The sequence below is a fragment of the Acidovorax sp. GW823-FHT01C06 genome, assembly GCF_058798375.1.
Map to the genome: position 1 here is coordinate 166253 of NZ_JBXAKN010000007.1, position 18318 is coordinate 184570.

Sequence of the window (18318 nt, forward strand, 5' to 3'; positions counted from 1 at the left end):
TAGCTGCCAGCGCTTGATGGTCAAGCGCTGGAGCCGGTTTTTATTCAAATATCAGAAGTTCAGCGTGCGCTTGTCCACGGCCAGGGCCGCTTCCTTCGTGGCTTCGCTCAGGGACGGATGCGCGTGGCAGATGCGCGCGATGTCTTCGCTGCTGGCCTTGAACTCCATGGCCACCACGGCTTCGGAGATCAGCTCGCTGGCCTGCGGGCCCACGATGTGCACGCCCAGGATCTCATCGGTGTCGGCATCGGCCAGCATCTTGACCATGCCGGTGGTGTCGCCCAGCGCGCGCGCGCGGCCGTTGGCCAGGAACGGGAAGGTACCGGCCTTGTACTTCACGCCGTCGGCCTTGAGCTGCTGCTCGGTGCGGCCCACCCAGGCGATCTCGGGGCTGGTGTAGATGACCCAGGGCACGGTGTTGAAGTTCACGTGGCCGTGCTGGCCGGCAATGCGCTCGGCCACGGCAACGCCCTCTTCTTCCGCCTTGTGCGCCAGCATCGGGCCACGCACCACGTCGCCCACCGCCCACACGCCGGGCAGGTTGGTCTTGCAGTCTGCATCGACGACGATGGCGCCGCGCTCGTCCAGGGCCAGGCCCACGGCTTCGGTGTTCAGGCCGATGGTGTTGGGCACGCGGCCGATGGAGACGATGAGCTTGTCCACCTCCAGCGCCTGGGCTTCGCCCTTGGCGTTGGTGTAGGCGATGGAGACGCCCTTCTTGCCGGTCTTGATCTCGCCGACCTTCACGCCCAGCTCGATCTTCAGGCCCTGCTTGTCGAACGCCTTCTTGGCTTCCTTGGCGATCTGCTCGTCCACGGCCCCCAGGAAAGTGGGCAGACCTTCGAGGATGGTGACTTCAGCGCCCAGGCGGCGCCACACCGAGCCCATTTCCAGGCCGATCACGCCCGAGCCGATGAGGCCGAGCTTCTTGGGCACCGCGCCCACGCGCAGCGCGCCGTCGTTGGACAGCACGAACTCTTCGTCGAACGGCGTGCCGGGCAGCGCGCGCGCGTTGGAGCCCGTGGCGATGATGATCTGCTTGCCCGTGATCGCCTCTTCGGCGGCGCCGGCCACCTTGATCTCGTAGCCGCCTTCGGCGGCCTTCACGAACGAGCCGCGGCCGTGGAAGAAGCTGACCTTGTTCTTCTTGAACAGGTACAGGATGCCGTCGTTGTTCTGCTTCACGACGGTGTCCTTGCGGGCGATCATCTTGGCCACGTCCATCTTCACGCCGGTGGCCGTGATGCCGTGTTCGGCGAAGTGCTTGTTGGCGTGCTCGAAGTGCTCGGACGATTGCAGCAGCGCCTTGGACGGAATGCAGCCCACGTTGGTGCAGGTGCCGCCGGGCGCGGGGCCACCCTTCTCGTTCTTCCACTCGTCGATACAGGCCACGTTGAAGCCCAGCTGGGCAGCGCGGATGGCGGCGATGTAGCCGCCGGGGCCACCACCGATGACGATCACATCAAATTGTTTGCTCATGGGAAATCTCGTTCAGTCAGTTGGAGAAAGACCCACCGGCGGGCAGGACCAGAGGCCGGGCCACGCGGGTGGGTCGATACAGTCAGGGGATCAGATGTCGAACAGCAGGCGCGATGGGTCTTCCAGCGCGTCCTTCATGGCCACCAGGCCCAGCACGGCTTCGCGGCCGTCGATGATGCGGTGGTCATACGACATGGCCAGGTAGTTCATCGGGCGGATGACGATCTGGCCGTTTTCCACCACGGCGCGGTCCTTGGTGGCGTGCACGCCCAAAATGGCCGACTGGGGCGGGTTGATGATGGGGGTGGACAGCATGGAGCCGAACGTGCCACCATTGGAGATGGAGAACGTGCCGCCGGTCATTTCTTCGATGCCCAGCTTGCCTTCCGACGCCTTCTTGCCGAACTCGGCGATCTTCTTCTCGATGTCGGCGAAGCTCATCTGGTCCGCATTGCGCAGGATGGGCACCACCAGGCCACGGGGCGAACCCACGGCGATACCGATGTCGAAGTAGCCGTGGTAGACGATGTCGTTGCCGTCCACCGAGGCGTTCAGCACGGGGTACTTCTTGAGGGCGTGCACGGCGGCCTTCACGAAGAAGGACATGAAGCCCAGCTTGGTGCCGTGTTCCTTGGTGAAGGAGTCCTGGAACTTCTTGCGCAGATCCATCACGGGGGCCATGTTCACTTCGTTGAACGTGGTCAGGATGGCGTTGGTCGACTGCGACTGCAGCAGGCGCTCGGCCACGCGGGCGCGCAGGCGGCTCATGGGCACGCGCTGCTCGGGACGGCCGCTCAGGTCTTCCTTGGCGGCAGGCGCGGACACCTGGGGCAGCGTCTTGGTCGGCACGCCCGTGGGAATCACGCTCGGAGCCACAGCAGCCTTGGCGCCGCCGGCCACGGCGGACAGCACGTCGCCCTTGGTCACGCGGCCATCCTTGCCCGTGCCGGCCACGGCCGACACCGACAGGTTGTTGTCGGCCAGCAGCTTGGCGGCTGCGGGCATGGCCACATCGCCCTTCGAACCGCCAGCCGCTGGTGCGGCGGCGGGCGCTGCGGCCGCGGGAGCCGGCGCAGCGGCAGCCGGTGCGGGGGCGGCTGCGCCAGCCTTGCCTTCGGTGTCGATCTTGGCGATGAGCTGTTCGGCCACCACGGTGGCGCCGTCGCCCTGAATGATTTCGGACAACACGCCAGCCGACGGCGCGGGCACTTCGAGCACGACCTTGTCGGTTTCGATCTCGATCAGGATTTCGTCCACGGCCACGGCCTCACCGGCCTTCTTCTTCCAGGTCAGCATGGTGGCTTCCGCCACGGATTCGGACAGCTGGGGGACTTTGACTTCTACGATAGCCATTTTGAATTCTTTCAGTAGGGTTCTGTTTGTTCTGTGTTCGTTCGGGTAGCTGGCCTTACTTGGTCAGGACAAACCCCTTGAGCTTGGCAAACGCGCCGTCCACCAGCGCCTTTTGCTGTTCCTGGTGCAGGTGCGAGTAACCCACGGCAGGCGACGCCGATGCCGCGCGGCCGGAGTAGCCCAGCTTCTGGCCTTCGAGCATGTTCTCGTGGATGTTGTGCTGGATGAAGAACCAGGCGCCCTGGTTCTGCGGCTCGTCCTGGCACCACACCACGTCGGTGGCATGGGGGTAGCGCTTGAGTTCGGCGGCAAAAGCCTTGTGCGGGAAGGGATAGAGCTGTTCCACGCGGATGATGGCCACGTCATCGTCTTCGCGCTCGGTGCGCTTCTTCACGAGGTCGTAGTACACCTTGCCGGAGCAGGCGATCACGCGCTTGACCTTGGCGGCCTTCTTCACGATGGCTTCGTCCTGCTCCGGGATCACCGTCTGGAAGCTGCCCTTGGTGAACTCGGACAGCGGCGAGGTGGCATCCTTGTTGCGCAGCAGCGACTTGGGCGTCATGATGATCAGCGGCTTGCGAAGATCACGCACCATCTGGCGGCGCAGCACGTGGAAGATCTGGCTGGCCGTGGTTGGCTGCACCACCTGCATGTTGGCGTCGGCCGACAGCTGCATGAAACGCTCCAGGCGTGCCGAGCTGTGCTCGGGGCCCTGGCCTTCGTAGCCGTGCGGCAGCATCAGCGTGATGCCGTTCACGCGGCCCCACTTCACTTCGCCGGAGGCGATGAACTGGTCGATCACGACCTGCGCACCGTTGGCGAAGTCGCCGAACTGGGCTTCCCAGATCACGAGCGTGTTGGGGTCGTTGGACGCGTAGCCGTACTCGAAGCCCAGCACCGCCTCTTCGGACAGGATGGAGTCGATCACGACGAACGGAGCCTGGTTCTCGGCCACGTTCTGCAGGGGCGTATAGGTGCCGATGTCCCACTTCTCGCGCTTCTGGTCATGGATGACCGAGTGGCGGTGCGTGAAGGTGCCGCGGCCGCAGTCCTCGCCCGACAGGCGCACGGGATAGCCGCTGGCCACGAGCGAGGCGAACGCCATGTGCTCGCCCATGCCCCAGTCCACGGGGATCTCGCCACGGCCCATGGCGGCGCGGTCGTCGTACACCTTCTTGACCAGCTGGTGCGGCGTCACGCTTTCAGGGATGGTGGTGATCTTCTCGGCCAGGCGCTTCCACTCGGCCAGGGGAATGGCGGTGTCGCCAGCGTCCGTCCACTTCTTGCCCAGGAACGGGCTCCAGTCCACGGCGTACTTGCTCTTGAAATTGGTCAGCACCGGGTCGACCGTGTGCTTGCCCGCATCCATGGCGGCACGGTAGGCCTTGACCATGTCGTCGCCCAGCGTTTCGCCCAGGCCCTGCGTGGCCAGCTTGTCGGCGTACAGCTTGCGCGTGCCGGGGTGCTGGCCGATCTTCTTGTACATGAGCGGCTGGGTCAGCGCAGGCGTGTCCTGCTCGTTGTGGCCCAGCTTGCGGAAGCAGATGATGTCCACGACCACGTCCTTCTGGAACTCCATGCGGAATTCGAGGGCGAGCTGAGTGGCCAGCACCACGGCTTCGGGATCGTCGCCGTTCACGTGCAGCACGGGCGACTCGACCATCTTCACGATGTCGGTGCAGTACAGCGTGGAGCGTGCGTCGCGCGGGTCGGAGGTGGTGAACCCGATCTGGTTGTTGATGATGATGTGCACCGTGCCGCCCGTGGAATAACCACGGGTCTGCGCCAGCGCCAGCGTTTCCTGGTTCACGCCCTGGCCGGCAAAGGCCGCGTCGCCGTGCACCAGCACGGGCAGCACCTGCTTGCCATGGGGGTCGGCGCGGCGGTCCATGCGGGCACGCACGGAGCCTTCGACCACGGGGTTCACGATTTCCAGGTGCGACGGATTGAACGCCAGCGACAGGTGGACCGGGCCGCCGGGGGTGGTCACGTCGGAGCTGAAGCCCTGGTGGTATTTCACGTCGCCCGATGGCAGGTCTTCGGGGGCGGTGTGGTCGAATTCGGCGAACAGGTCCGCAGGCATCTTGCCCAGGGAGTTGACCAGCACGTTCAGGCGGCCGCGGTGGGCCATGCCGATCACGATTTCCTGCACGCCCTTGGCGCCAGCGGACTGGATCAGTTCGTCCATGGCGGCAATGAAGCTTTCGCCCCCTTCGAGGGAGAAACGCTTCTGGCCGACGTATTTGGTGTGGAGAAAGCGCTCCAGGCCTTCGGCCGCGGTCAGGCGGTCGAGGATGTGCTTTTTCTTGTCCGCGCCAAAGCTGGGCTTGCTGCGGATGGTTTCGAGCTTTTCCTGCCACCAGCGCTTCTGGTTCTGGTCGGTGGCGTACATGTACTCGGCACCGATGGAGCTGCAGTAGGTTTCACGCAGGGCGTTGATCAGCTCGCGCAGCGGCATCGACTCCTTGCCGAAGAACGTGTTGCTGGTGTTGAACACCACTTCCTGGTCGGAATCGCTGAAACCATAGAAGGAGGGTTCGAGCTCGGGGATGGCGGGGCGCTCGGTGCGCTTCAGGGGGTCCAGATCGGCCCAGCGCTGGCCCACGTTGCGGTAAGCGGCGATCAGCTGCTGGACGGCGGTGCGCTTGCGGCCCAGTTCCGAATCCGCGCCGGTGGCGACGACGACCTTGGTTCCACCCTGCTTGGCGCGCTCGGCAAAGGCATTGACCACGGGGAGATGGGGAACGTCCTTGGCATTGCTGCCGTCCACCGCGGGCACGTTTTGCAGTGCGTCAAAGTATTCGCGCCAGTTGTCTGGCACGCTGCCTGGATTGGCGAGGTAGTTCTCATACATCTCTTCGACATAGGGCGCATTGCCGCCGAAGAGGTAGGTGTTGCCTTGGTAGGCTTGATAGACGGACGTCGTATCGCTCATATTCCGCTGACCTCCGCTTTCCTTGGGAAAGCATTAGCTGGTTGAGAAACCTTCCGCGACACGGCTGAACCGATTGGCGGATGCGACTGTGGCTGGGGAAGGGCCTTGGTACGGGCGCCATTGTGCCACCGAACAGCGTGCCGCCCAACGGGAAAGGTTTTCACGAGCGGGCCGGCCAGCAGCGGGAACCCGCGCTCGCGTACATTCCGGGTATCCCATTGCCACGCACCAACATGACACCACCCCCCCCCCAGAACAAGGCCTTCTTGCTGTTGCTGGCCCTTGTCACCATCGCCTTCGGGGCGATCCTGTGGCAGTTTCACGGGGCCGTCTTCTGGGGTGTCATCCTGGCGATTCTCTTTGCCCCCCTGCACCGCAAGCTGCTGCGGCGCATGCCCAGGCGGCGCAATCTCGCCGCACTGTGCACCCTGGGGCTGTGCCTCATCGTGGTCATCCTGCCCATGACCGCCATCACGGTGTCGCTGGTGCAAGAGGCCACGGTGATCTATGAGCGGATGCGCTCCGGCCAGCTCAATTTCGGGCTCTATCTGCAACAGGTGATCGCCGCCCTGCCCGCCTGGGCGGCCAACCTGCTGGACCGGCTGAACCTCACAACCGTTGGCGAACTGCAACAGAAGTTCTCGTCGGTCGCCGTCCAGGCGAGCCAGTTCGTGGCCGCGCAAGCATTGAGCATCGGGCAGAACACGCTGCAGTTCCTGGTGAGCTTCGGCATCATGCTGTACCTGCTGTTTTTCCTGCTGCGCGATGGATCAAGCCTCGCGCTGCGCATCGGCCAGGCCACACCGCTGGATGACACGCACAAGCGGCAGCTGGTCAGCAAATTCACCACCGTGATCCGCGCAACGGTCAAGGGCAACATCGTCGTGGCCGCGTCGCAGGGCGCCTTGGGCGGATTGATCTTCTGGATCCTGGGCATCCAGGGACCCGTGCTGTGGGGCGTTTCGATGGCATTCCTGTCGCTGCTGCCCGCCGTGGGCGCGGGACTGATCTGGGTGCCCGTGGCGATCTACTTCCTGGCCACCGGCGCTGTATGGCAAGGGGTGGTGCTGACCGCGTTCGGCATCGGGGTCATCGGCCTGGTGGACAACGTCCTTCGGCCGATTCTGGTGGGCAAGGACACCAAGATGCCTGACTACGTCGTGCTCATTTCGACCCTGGGCGGCATGGCGCTTTTTGGCCTGACAGGCTTCGTGATCGGCCCTGTCATCGCCGCCCTGTTCATCGCCAGCTGGGATCTCTTCTCCCCCAGCACGACGGGATCAGCGTCGACAGAATGACATGGCGCTTGCCTGAATAGCCAGGGCGACGGCGTGCGTGACCACACCATCGCCGCCTGGCGGGGTCTCCATCGGCCGACATCGTCGGGGCCCTTGTCGCAGGGGGTCGCACGGAGAGGTCCAAACCGCGGGCACAGAGCTGCCCACCCCATACCCTGTCACAGGATTTCACGCGCCTCGCCCTGGGCCAGCATCGTTCGCCCCTTGTCCGTGAGCGAGAGCACCCGTGCAAATGGCACCGGGCTTTCATCATTGGACACCAGCACCGCGACAAGATCGGCCGCCCGAAGTACCCTGAGTTTGTCAATGCAGGCAGGGTCGTGGACAGTCAATGGAAGCTCGCAAGCGGCGAGTTCTTGCAGGTACTCAAATGGCATGACCAACCTCCGGTGGCGTGTGGAGGAAAAATTGTCAACGCTATGTGAACCAGTGCCTTGTAAGAAAACATCGCAAGCTGGCCACTATCGTTCGCCCAGTCCCCGCGCAGCGGGTACGGCGCTCGTACGGCGCCCGGTGTTTCGAGGGGCTTCTCACTCTCTTGGCAGCGTGCCTTTGTGAAAGCGCCTCGAGGGCTAGGTCAGCCCCATCGGCTCCCTACCAAACGCAATCGTTCACGCCTGTTTGCGCACAAGGGAGTGCATTGGGCAACCCCTCGACGGGAAAAAGAAAACCCCGCTACCAAATAGATAGCAGGGTTTCCATGTAGAGCTTGGTAGGACGTACAAGATTCGAACTTGTGACCAACGGATTAAAAGTCCGCTGCTCTACCAACTGAGCTAACGTCCCGACCTGTTGCAGCAATCGTGGCCGATGGCTGCAAAGCCTTGGATTATAGCGTTGTTTTTACGGCCTTCCTGGAAGTTGCGGCAAGTTTGTCCAGCACCCAGCCCGCGGCACACTGGCCGAAGGTGGCCGTCACGGCGACCACCGAACCATACCCATGGCAATTCAGGGAGCCATCCCCATCGATTTGGCATGACGCATCCGGCGGAGCCACAGCCTCTCGGCTGAAGACACAGGCCACGCCGATCTTCTTGCCCTCGCGTGCGGCGCGGTGGTGCTTGCGCATGCGATAGCGCAGTTGCGCCAGCAAAGGATCGTGGGTCGTCCGCGCGAGGTCGTCCACATCCACCTTGTGCGCATGCCGCTTGCCACCCGCCGCACCCACGGTGATGTGCAGCACCCCGCTGGCCTGGGCCCATGCCGCAATGGCCGTCTTGGCCTTGACTTGATCGCAGGCATCGATCACCGCATCAACGGGCACGGGAAGCAACCCAGGCCAGTTTTCCGGCTCCACGAAGTCCTCGATGCAATGGACCGTGCACTCCGGGTGAATCTGTGCGATCCGGTCCCGCATCGCCAGAACCTTGGCTTGTCCAATGGTCCCGGTGAGCGCATGAATCTGGCGGTTGATATTTGACTCGGACACATGGTCGAGATCGATCAGGGTGATCTGCCCCACCCCGCTGCGCGCCAAGGCCTCGGCGGCCCATGAGCCTACGCCACCAATCCCCACCACCGCGATGTGTGCCTGGCGGATCCGGGCGGCGCCCTGCACGCCGTACAGCCGCTCCAGTCCGCCGAAACGGCGATCCGGGGCGGCGGACTCAGGCACGACAATGGGGTACGGCGCCGCTTGAACAGACGGTACGCCGGGCATCACTTCAAGCGGGAAAGGCGTTCTTTGGCCGCCATCGCAGCTTCAGATTGCGGGTAGGCGCGCAGAAGATCTTCCAGCGTCTTGCGCGCGGCCCGCGTGTCCTTGAGTTCGATCTGGCAGTTGGCGATGGACAGGGCCGCTTCCGGGGCACGGGCATGGGAGGGGGCATCAGCCAGCATCAGCTTGAAGTTGTTGATGGCCTCCTTGTACTCGCGGGTGGCATATTGGGCGTTCCCCAGCCAGAAGCGGGCGGAAGGCACGAAGCCACTGCGCGGGTACTGCCGCACAAACGCCGCAAATGCCGAACTCGCATCGGAAAACTTGCCCGAACGGAACACGGACAGGGCCGCTTCGAAGTCCTTCTTTTCGGCGGGGTCGGCCTGGAACTCCTGGCCGTCCACCGTCACCTTCACCGGCTCAAACTGCTTCAGGCGCTCATCCACTCCCTGGGCAATGTCCTTCTGGCGCCGCTGCAGGTCCGCAGCATCCCGCAGCAACTGCTCGTTCTGGCCCCGAAGCTTGGACTGCTCCATGCGCAGCGTCTCGATCTGCCCCTGCAGATCAAGCAGGCTGCGCCGGAGCTGGCCGTTCTCTTCGCCAAGCCTGCGCATTTCTTCGGCTGCGCGTTGCTGGGACATTTGCAGCCCGTCAACACGCTGGCGCATTTCGATGATGGCGCGGCGGGCCTCGTCGTCCTCAAAAAGGGCTGCATGCGCCGCGGGCAGCAAGGCCGCCGACAGCGCCCCGGCCGCCAGTGCCTTGAACAGGTAGGACACAGGAAAAGACAACGTGCGCATCAACGATAGGACAGTTCTGCCCGGCGATTCTGTGCGTGCACGTCTTCGCTATTGCCTTGGGCGGCGGGCTTTTCCTTGCCAAAGCTCACGGCTTCCATCTGGTTGTCTGGCACACCCAGCAGCGCCAGCGAACGGCGCACGGCTTCGGCGCGCTTCTGGCCCAGGGCCAGGTTGTACTCGCGGCCACCACGGTCGTCGGTATGGCCTTCGATCATGACCTTGCGGCCGTTGCCAGACTTGATGAAGCGGGAATGCGCTTCGATCAGGGACTGGAATTCAGGCTTGATCACGTAGCTGTCGTAGTCGAAATAGACGATGCGGCTCACACCCACGGGGCCGGCTGCATCGCGGCCCGACTGGCCAAGGTCCACGCCGGCCACGCCGCTCTGGGCAGTGTTGCCGGAGTTGGCCCCACTGTTGGTGCCCATGGTGGACGTGGCGTTCTTGTCTTCGACAGGCACGTCATCCAGCTTCACGCCGGAACTGCATCCGGCCATCAATGCGACAACGGTAAGGGCAAGGGTAATGCGTTTGATCATCCAAAATTCTCCTGAAAGCTTGGTAACTGAAAGTGCGGATAAGTTCATTGCTTTTGAAATGGGCCCCAGTCGGGCTCGCGGATATCTCCCGCCTGCCCCGCGAGCCGGGCCTTGATCTTGCCGTCCAGCGTGGTGGTCATGAGCGCTTCGCGCCCTTGCTGCTGGGTGGCATAGACGATGAGGCGGCTATTGGGAGCAAAACTGGGGTTCTCGTCCGCCGTGGTGTCCGTGACTGCATTCACGGTGCCGGAGGACAGGTCCATGACGTGCAGCTTGAAAGCCCCGCCAACGCGGGAAATATAGGCCAGCCAGCGGCCATCCGGGCTGATGCTGGGGGAAATGTTGTAGCTGCCCGTGAAAGTGACACGCTCCGCATTGCCGCCAGAGGCAGGGACCTTGTAGATCTGCGGTGCGCCACCCCGGTCGCTCACGAAGTAGATGCTGCGGCCGTCGCCGGAGAACACGGGTTCGGTATCGATGCCCGAGCTCTGCATGAGGCGGCGCGGTTCGCCGCCATTGGCGTCGATGGTGTAGAGCTGGGAGCCGCCATCACGGCTCAGCGTCACGGCCAGGGAGCGTCCGTCCGGAGCCCAGGCGGGCGCGCTGTTGGAGCCCCGGAAATTGGCGATCAGGCGCCTGCGGCCGGAGGCCACGTCGTGCACGTAGACAACGGGTTTGCGTGATTCGAACGAGACGTAGGCGAGCTGGCCGCCATTGGGCGACCAAGCGGGCGAGATGATGGGCTCGGGGCTCGACAGGGCCGACTGCGCATTCTCGCCGTCGGCGTCCGCCACCCACAGGCTGTAGCGGGGGCCGGTCTTGGTGACGTAGGCAATGCGGGTCGAGAAAATTCCGCGTTCACCCGTCAGCTTTTCATAGATGAAATCGGCGATGCGGTGGGCCACCAGGCGCAGATCGCCCTGCGTGACCACAAAGCTCTGCCCGCCCAGGTCCTGCCCCTTCACCACATCCCAAAGGCGAAAGCGGATGTCGAAGCGGCCATCCGCCAGGCGCGTGATGCTGCCGGTTGCCAGGGAATCCGCGCTTTTCTGGCGCCACAGGGCCACATCGGGGCGCGCGGTTTCGTCCAGCACCGCGCCCGACGCATCCACCGCACGGAACTGGCCACTGCGCTCCAGGTCGGCCTGGACAATGGACGACATCTTCTGGGGCGCCTGCGCCTCGCCCCGGAACGGAGCGATCGCAATGGGCAGCTGGGTCAGGCCAACGCCCGTCACCTCGACGCGAAATTGCGCCAGTGCTGGCAGGGCGGGAGTGGCAATGAGCGCGGCCAGTATCTGGCGGCGCAAGGGATGCGGCAAAGCCGCAGGAGATGGGTGTGTAGAGATTCGATCTGTGGTCATTGGCATCCAGCGGTAGCCGAACAAATGCCGAAGGGCAAACCCGAATGTTACACACAGCGGGAAAACCCCTGTGACAAACTGTGCGGCCACCAGGGCCATCGGCCTTGATTTCGAGCCAACCGTGCGCATGGCCTTCGGTGCTGGCTTTTTCCTGCCGCGCCGGCCCGCATCCGATCAATCTGGCACCGCTCAGAGGAGCGTGCAGGCCCTGGCAGCCCGCGACCGTAGAATCCGGGCCACATGCAAGCCACAGATTCAGGCCCGGGCGCCACGCCCGCCCCCCCTCCTCCTCCTGCCGCAAGCCTGACCACGCGCCTTCAGCGGCTATCGGTCTACTTCGGCAACCAGCGGATGGCCTGGAGCCTTGCCGTTGTCGCCACCCTCGTGGGCGCCGTGACCGAGCCCCTGATTCCCGCGCTGCTGCAGCCTTTGCTGGACCGCGGCTTCACCCAGGGAACCCTGCAGCTGTGGATGGTGCCCCTGGCCATCCTGGGCGTTTTCTTCGTGCGCGGCGTCGCGCAGTTCGTCGGCCAGTACGCGCTGGCACGCATAGCCAACGAGGGCATGCTGACGCTGCGGCAATCGCTGTTCGACAGGGTCCTGGCGGCGGAAATGGGCCTGTTCTCGCGGCAGTCTGCCAGCACCTTGTCCAACACCGTGGTGTACGAAGTGCAGACCGGCGCAACCTTGCTCGTGCAGGCACTGCTGGGCGTATCGCGTGACGGGTTCACGCTGGTGGCGCTGCTGGCCTACCTGCTGTACCTCAATTGGCAGCTCACGCTGATCGTGGCGGTGGTGGTGCCGGGCGTGGCCTGGATCATGAAGACACTTTCCCGGCGTCTCTACCACCTGACAAAAAGCAGCCAGCAGGCGACCGACGAGCTGGCCTACGTGGTGGAGGAAAACGTGCTGGCGCACCGCATGGTGCGGCTGCACGGCGCGCAGGCCGGCCAGGCCGGGCGCTTCGCCGGGCTGAGCCAGAGCCTGCGCCGCCTGGCCATCAAGTCGACGATTGCGTCCGCGGCCATGACACCGCTCACGCAGTTGCTGGCCGCCGCGGCGCTCTCCGTGGTGATCTGCATCGCCCTGTGGCAAAGCCGTGGCGCGGTGGACGCGAAGGACGTCACGGTGGGAGGCTTCGTGTCGTTCATCACGGCCATGCTGATGCTCATAGCTCCCATCCGCCGCCTGGCCGATGTCGCCAGCCCGATCACCCGGGGGGTGGCGGCCCTTGAACGGGGACTCGCGCTGCTGGGCGACACCGGCGCCGAAACAGGCGGCCAGTACCGCACGGACCGCGTGCGGGGCGCGCTGGAGCTGTCCCGGGTGACGGTGTCGTACGGCCCCGACCATGCCCCGGCACTGGACCAGGTCAGCCTGCGCGTGGAGCCCGGTGAAATCGTCGCCCTGGTCGGCCCCTCCGGCGCCGGAAAGACGACGCTGGTCAACCTGCTGCCACGGTTCGTGATGCCCGCGTCGGGCGACATCCTGGTGGATGGCCGCCCCCTGCCCGAGTGGGACCTGGGATCGCTGCGGTCGCAGTTCGCGATGGTGAGCCAGGACGTGGTGATGTTCAACGACACCATCGCCGCCAACGTGGCGCTGGGGCGCGAGGTGGACGACCTGCGCGTGCAGGAATGCCTGGCGGCCGCGAACCTGGCGGAACACGTGGCGGCGCTTCCACGGGGCATTCACACCGTGGTGGGCCACAACGCCACCCAATTGTCAGGCGGGCAGCGGCAGCGGCTGGCGATTGCCCGGGCGCTGTACAAGGATGCCCCCATCCTGATTCTGGACGAGGCCACCTCGGCGCTGGACACCGAATCGGAGCGGCTGGTGCAGGACGCCCTCCAGCGCCTGATGCAGGGGCGCACCACGCTGGTCATTGCCCACCGCCTGTCCACCATCGAACATGCGGACCGGGTCATCGTCATGGAGCGTGGACGCATTGCCGAGCAAGGAACCCATGGCGAACTGATGGCGCGGGGCGGGCTGTACGCGCGCCTGCAGGCGCGGCCGGCCTCGGGCGAAACCGCCGCACTCCACTGAACCCGCGCCACCCCGCGCGGGAAACCCTCGCAGGAGCCCTACCACCTGCCCCGGTTGGGCTGGCGCTTGCGTATGGCAGCGGCAATCCGTTCCGCAGAATCGGTGCGGCTCACGCGCATGGCGAAGTCCGTGGCGGTCAGGCCCAGCTGGTTCTTGAGCGTGGGGTCGGCGCCCTCGTCCAGCAAAAGCTGCACGGACTCGATGGAGCCGTAGTGCGCCGCCATCATGAGGGGGGTCGTGCCGTTGGGCGAAGCGGCATCGATGTACGCATGGTTTTCCAGCAGCAGCGCGATGATCGCCGCATGCTGGGGCGAGCCGGCGGACGCCGCGTAGTGCAGGGGCGTCCAGCCCGTCTTGTTCACATCCGCATCGCGTGCAAGAAGCGCCTTCACGGCCTCCACGTTGCCCTTGAGCGCGGCCATCATCAAGGGGCTCTCGTCCTGTGCGTTCCGTGCATCCACATTCACCTGCCGTGCGGCCAGCAGCGCAAAGAAGGCCTTGGAAGCGCCGTTTTGCAAGGCGATGGTGAGGCCCACCTGGCCTTTCGGGTCGCGCGTATCAGGATCGAACCCCCTGCGCAGCAGCGCGGTGATGGCGCCACCGTCATCGCGCAGGATGGCGACAAAAAAATCCTCGTAGGCTCCTGCCCAGATAGCGGGAGCAGCCAGCCCCAGCGCCAGGGTCGCCAACACGTTGCGGCGATGGTGGATCATTCGGTCACTCCCTTGAACAAGGCGTCGAAGTTGCGGTTCGTGGCCTCGGCCACCTCCTCGATCGCCAGCCCCTTGGTTTCGGCCACCTGCCTGGCCACGTAGGGTACATACGACGGGTTGTTGGTCTTGCCACGGTACGGCACGGGCGCCAGGTAGGGGCTGTCGGTTTCGATCAGGGTGCGGTCCAGCGGCACGAAGGCCACCACGTCGCGCAGTTCCTGGGCGCTCTTGAATGTGACGATGCCCGAAAAGGAGATGTAGTAGCCCAGATCGAGCGCCGCGCGCGCCACCTGCATCGATTCGGTGAAGCAATGGAACACGCCGCCCGCGCGGTTGCCGGGGCCGTCCTCCCCCTCCTCGCGCAAGATGGAGAGCGTGTCGTCCGACGCGCTGCGGGTGTGGATGACCAGCGGCTTGCCGCACGCCCGCGCCGCGCGGATGTGGTTGCGAAAGCGCTCGCGCTGCCACTCCAGGTCGGCGATGCTGCGCCCTCCCTTGCGGTCCTCCATGCCGTAGTAGTCGAGCCCCGTCTCGCCAATGGCCACCACGCGCGGCAAGGCGGCGCGCTCCAGCAGGTCCTGCACCGTGGGCTCGGCGATGCCTTCGTTGTCCGGGTGCACGCCCACCGTGCTCCAGAAGTTGTCGTGCGCCATGGCCAGGGCATGCACGCCCTCGAACTCTTCCAGGGTGGTGCAGATGCACAATGCCCGGTCCACCCGCGCGTCGGCCATGGCCTGGCGGATGGCGGGCAGCTGGCTCGCCAGTTCGGGAAAATTGAGATGACAGTGCGAATCAGTGAACATGCGGTTTCAAAATAATCGTGTTTGCGCGCCAGGCGGGCCACCGGTGGCCACCGCAGTCCTCCGGGGTGGGCGGCAACCCCGCACGCCCGCCGCAGCCAGCAAACAAAAATGCCGACCCGCCTGGCACGGGTCGGCACGGTGGGCGGGTGCCGGCTCAGATGGTCTGTGTCGGCCGGTCGGACCCCAGCGCAGTGCCGAGCAGTTCCTCGATCTTGGCCTTGAGCTGGCGCGACTTCTCGTCCTTGGGAAACTGGATGCCCACGCCCTGCGTCCGGTTGCCCGCAGCCCGCGCCGGGGTGACCCAGGCCACGCGGCCGGCCACCGGGTAGCGCTGCGTGTCGTCCGGCAGCGTCAGCAGCACATAGACATCATCGCCCAGCTTGTAGTCCCGCTGGGTGGGGACAAAAATGCCCCCTTCGGCGAAAAAGGGAATGTAGGCCGCGTACAGGGCCGCCTTTTCCTTGATGGCCAGCTGCATGACGCTGGGGCGGGGGGCGGTGGATGGACTGCTCATGGATGGGTGGGTACGGCTCAGTGCTTGGAGTGTAGGGTGTTTCGCGCCTGGGCGACAAGCGCCTCCAGCATGAGGCCGGCATTGAAAGGATGGTCCGCCGTGCGTGCGGCCTTGGCCAGCGCGCGCGACCAGCGTGTCAGCGCGCCCAGCGGCGGCAGCGCCTTCGGGAGGTCCGCCGCCGCGAAGTAGCGCGGAGCGGCGCCCACGCTCGCCGCCAGCAGGTCATGGCAGAGCTTTTGCAGCGCATCGATGGCCTGCGCAGGCGCCCAGTCCCCGAGCGCGGTCACATCCCCCTTGGCGACGGCCTGGGGCAGCGCGGACCAGGCCTGCGGGCTGCGCCCCGACTGGGCCAGCGCCAGCGCATCGTCGGGCCGCCCGCCGGCGGCGCGCAGGAACGCCGTCGCGGCGGCGCCGGCAACGCCCTGCCCTTGCAGCCACTGCAGCATCTGGTCCTCGGCGGGCCAGACCATCGTGTGGCCCAGGCAGCGGCTGCGGATGGTGGGCAGCAACTGGTGCGCGGCCTCGCTGGCCAGGACGAAGCGCACATCCCCCGGCGGCTCCTCCAGGGTCTTGAGCAAGGCATTGGCCGTGATGTGGTTCATCTGCTCGGCGGGATACACCAGCACGGCCTTGCCCCGGCCTCGGGCCGAGGTACGCTGCGAGAACTCCACCGCGTCGCGCATCGCTTCCACGCGGATCTCGCGGCTGGGCTTGCGCTTCTTGTCGTCGATGTCCGCCTGGGCCTTCTCCGATAGGGGCCAGCCCAGCGCCATCATCTGCACCTCGGGCATTAGCACGCACAGGTCGGCATGGGTGCGCACGTTGACCGCATGGCAGCTGCCGCACTGGCCGCAGGCACCCTGCGCGGTCGGTGCATCGCACAGCCAGGCGCGCACCAGCTCCATGCCCAGCGCGTACTGGCCCATGCCCGACGGGCCCTGCAGCAGCCAGGCATGCCCGCGCTGGGCCAGCAGGCTGGCACGCTGCGCGGCGATCCAGGGCGCGAGGGCCGTCGCAGGGGCGTTGGCGGGCTCGCTCATGCCGCTCCTCCCTGGGTGGCCACCATGATGGCCAGCCAGCCCTTGCGCACAAAGACGCTGGTGAGCTGCTGCCACACGCGGTGGCGGTCCTGCGCGGCGTCCAGCCGTGCAAACCGCTGGGGTGCGGCGGCCGCGCGGTCGGCATAGCCCTGGGCCACCCGGCGGAAGAACTCGGCGGGCTGGGCCTCGAAACGGTCGGGCACGCGGGCGCCGGCCAGGCGCTGGGCAGCCACTTCCGGCGCCAGGTCGAACCACACGGTCAGATCGGGCTCACGCATCAGATCGGCCTCTGGCGAAAGACCCGTCTGCGCAAGCCGCTCCAATATCGATAGCACGCCAAGATCGAAGCCCCGGCCGGCCCCCTGGTAGGCGAAGGTGGCATCGGTGAAACGGTCGCACAGCACCACGTCGCCACGCGCGAGGGCGGGCTCGATCACATTGCGCAGGTGGTCCCGGCGCGCGGCGAAGATGAGCAGCGATTCGGTGAGCGGGTCCATCGGGTCGTTGAGGACCATCTCGCGCAGTTTTTCGGCCAGCGGCGTGCCACCGGGCTCGCGGCTCACGGTGACCGCGCGGCCCTGCGCACGGAAAGCCGCCGCCAGGCCCTCGATGTGCGAGGACTTGCCCGCGCCGTCGATGCCTTCAAAGGTGATGAAAAGACCGGGTCGTGACATGAAAGCCTTGGGTTGAATCTGCAGGGGCGCATGGCTCGGGGCGCCGCGGCCGCCCGCGCACCAGGCCGCATGCGCTACTGGCCGCGCTGGTAGCGGTTGACCGCACGGTTGTGCTCTTCCAGCGAGGCACTGAAATGGCTGGTGCCGTCGCCCTTGGCCACGAAGTACAGCGCACGCGTGGGCTCGGGCTGCACCGCCGCGAGCAGGGCGGCCTTGCCGGGCATGGCGATGGGCGTGGGAGGCAGGCCGGCCCGGGTGTAGGTGTTCCACGGCGTGTCGGCCAGCAAATCGCGCCGGCGCAGGTTGCCGTCGAACCGCTCGCCCAGGCCGTAGATGACGGTGGGGTCGGTCTGCAGCAGCATCCCGGCGCGCAGGCGGTTGGCAAAAACCCCGGCAATCTGGGCGCGGTCGCCCGGACGGCCGGTTTCCTTCTCGACGATGCTGGCCAGTATCAATGCTTCATCGGCCGACTTGAGCGGCGTGTCGGCCGCGCGCTGGGCCCAGGCGGCCTCCAGGCGGCGGTCCATGGCGTGCAGCGCCCGGCGCAGCAGGGCGATGTCGCTGGAGCCCTTGGCATAGGCGTAGGTGTCCGGAAAGAACCGCCCCTCGGGAGGCACGCCCGGGCGGCCCAGCTGGGCCATCAGCGCCTCGTCGCTCAGGTTCGCCGCGTCGGGCTTGAGCTGGTCTTCCCTGGCGAGGGCCTGGCGCACCTGGCGCCAGTTCCAGCCTTCCACCAGGGTCAGCGCGCGCAGGGTTTCCTCGCCGCGCACCAGTTTCTGCAGCAGGCCCCGTGGGGTGGTTCCGGGCGGGATTTCATAGTTGCCGGCCTTGATGGCGCGGTCCTGGCCCGAGAAGCGGAACCATGCGTAGAGCATGCGCGCATCGACCCGCGCCCCCGCGGCCACCACGTCGCGCGCAATGCCCCGGGGCGTGGTGCCGGGCTCGATGGCCAGCTCCAGGGGTTCGCTGCCCGTCACCAACGGCTGGTGCAGCCACCAGAAGGCCGCACCGCCCGAGGCGATCAGAACCAACGCAATCAAAGCCAATAGACGTCGCACAACCCTGATGAATGTGTGTGTAGAACCGGGCATCATAATTCA

At 65.8% G+C, this 18318-nt stretch carries 16 protein-coding genes and 1 tRNA gene; 2 read left to right on the forward strand and 15 right to left on the reverse strand.

Annotated elements, in window-relative coordinates; translation table 11 throughout:
- Positions 1–51 precede the first annotated feature (51 nt).
- From lpdA to AC1RCS_RS15910, 3 genes are all read right to left on the reverse strand, one after another.
- A complete protein-coding gene (gene lpdA, locus AC1RCS_RS15900) occupies positions 52–1479 on the reverse strand; it encodes a dihydrolipoyl dehydrogenase (RefSeq protein ID WP_218294821.1) in 1428 nt (475 codons plus the stop codon).
- Positions 1480–1569: 90 nt separating this feature from the next.
- Positions 1570–2832: a 2-oxoglutarate dehydrogenase complex dihydrolipoyllysine-residue succinyltransferase gene (gene odhB / locus AC1RCS_RS15905; RefSeq protein WP_218294820.1), complete on the reverse strand. Its 1263-nt coding sequence runs from the start codon at positions 2830–2832 to the stop codon at positions 1570–1572.
- A 55-nt stretch (positions 2833–2887) separates the two neighbouring features.
- Positions 2888–5767: a 2-oxoglutarate dehydrogenase E1 component gene (locus tag AC1RCS_RS15910; protein ID WP_218294819.1), complete on the reverse strand. Its 2880-nt coding sequence runs from the start codon at positions 5765–5767 to the stop codon at positions 2888–2890.
- Positions 5768–6000: 233 nt separating this feature from the next.
- Here AC1RCS_RS15910 and AC1RCS_RS15915 point away from each other — a divergent pair, with 233 nt between their 5' ends.
- Positions 6001–7065 (forward strand): AI-2E family transporter, encoded by a 1065-nt coding sequence (locus AC1RCS_RS15915; protein ID WP_492245349.1) that lies wholly within the window; start codon positions 6001–6003, stop codon positions 7063–7065.
- A 158-nt stretch (positions 7066–7223) separates the two neighbouring features.
- On the opposite strand, the gene AC1RCS_RS15920 is transcribed toward AC1RCS_RS15915, so the two are convergent.
- From AC1RCS_RS15920 to tolB, 6 genes are all read right to left on the reverse strand, one after another.
- Positions 7224–7442, reverse strand: a complete 219-nt coding sequence (locus AC1RCS_RS15920; RefSeq protein WP_218294817.1) for a hypothetical protein — start codon at positions 7440–7442, stop codon at positions 7224–7226.
- Positions 7443–7775: 333 nt separating this feature from the next.
- A tRNA-Lys gene (locus AC1RCS_RS15925) sits at positions 7776–7851 on the reverse strand.
- A 43-nt stretch (positions 7852–7894) separates the two neighbouring features.
- Positions 7895–8725: a tRNA threonylcarbamoyladenosine dehydratase gene (locus tag AC1RCS_RS15930; RefSeq protein ID WP_492245350.1), complete on the reverse strand. Its 831-nt coding sequence runs from the start codon at positions 8723–8725 to the stop codon at positions 7895–7897.
- Positions 8725–9513, reverse strand: coding sequence for a tol-pal system protein YbgF (gene ybgF, locus AC1RCS_RS15935; protein WP_370627849.1), 789 nt, complete (start codon positions 9511–9513; stop codon positions 8725–8727). Before ybgF ends, AC1RCS_RS15930 begins: the two co-directional genes overlap by 1 nt.
- Positions 9514–9521: 8 nt before the next feature.
- The gene (gene pal, locus AC1RCS_RS15940) at positions 9522–10061 is read right to left on the reverse strand and encodes a peptidoglycan-associated lipoprotein Pal (RefSeq protein WP_218294808.1); all 540 of its coding nucleotides are present in this window, start codon (positions 10059–10061) and stop codon (positions 9522–9524) included.
- 44 nt (positions 10062–10105) lie between these two features.
- On the reverse strand, positions 10106–11425 hold the full coding sequence (tolB, locus tag AC1RCS_RS15945; RefSeq protein ID WP_218341129.1) for a Tol-Pal system beta propeller repeat protein TolB: 1320 nt from the start codon (positions 11423–11425) through the stop codon (positions 10106–10108).
- A gap of 240 nt (positions 11426–11665) precedes the next feature.
- Here tolB and msbA point away from each other — a divergent pair, with 240 nt between their 5' ends.
- Positions 11666–13474, forward strand: coding sequence for a lipid A export permease/ATP-binding protein MsbA (gene msbA, locus AC1RCS_RS15950; RefSeq protein ID WP_492245351.1), 1809 nt, complete (start codon positions 11666–11668; stop codon positions 13472–13474).
- Between the two features lie 38 nt (positions 13475–13512).
- Here msbA and AC1RCS_RS15955 read toward each other — a convergent pair whose 3' ends face one another.
- The 6 genes from AC1RCS_RS15955 to mltG all read right to left on the reverse strand — a co-directional run bounded on the left by AC1RCS_RS15955 (position 13513) and on the right by mltG (position 18276).
- Entirely contained in the window at positions 13513–14187 is a 675-nt protein-coding gene (locus AC1RCS_RS15955) for an ankyrin repeat domain-containing protein (protein WP_492245352.1), read from the reverse strand.
- Positions 14184–14990: a TatD family hydrolase gene (locus AC1RCS_RS15960; RefSeq protein ID WP_492245353.1), complete on the reverse strand. Its 807-nt coding sequence runs from the start codon at positions 14988–14990 to the stop codon at positions 14184–14186. Before AC1RCS_RS15960 ends, AC1RCS_RS15955 begins: the two co-directional genes overlap by 4 nt.
- Positions 14991–15144: 154 nt before the next feature.
- Positions 15145–15504, reverse strand: a complete 360-nt coding sequence (locus AC1RCS_RS15965) for a PilZ domain-containing protein (RefSeq protein WP_015013859.1) — start codon at positions 15502–15504, stop codon at positions 15145–15147.
- Positions 15505–15521: 17 nt separating this feature from the next.
- Positions 15522–16544 carry a DNA polymerase III delta subunit-related protein gene (locus AC1RCS_RS15970; protein ID WP_492245354.1) on the reverse strand — a complete coding sequence of 341 codons (1023 nt, stop codon included), beginning with the start codon at positions 16542–16544 and terminating at the stop codon, positions 15522–15524.
- Positions 16541–17218, reverse strand: coding sequence for a dTMP kinase (tmk, locus tag AC1RCS_RS15975; protein WP_218294802.1), 678 nt, complete (start codon positions 17216–17218; stop codon positions 16541–16543). The genes AC1RCS_RS15970 and tmk overlap by 4 nt, the downstream gene beginning before the upstream one ends.
- A gap of 74 nt (positions 17219–17292) precedes the next feature.
- Entirely contained in the window at positions 17293–18276 is a 984-nt protein-coding gene (mltG, locus tag AC1RCS_RS15980) for an endolytic transglycosylase MltG (protein WP_370627848.1), read from the reverse strand.
- Positions 18277–18318 lie beyond the last annotated feature (42 nt).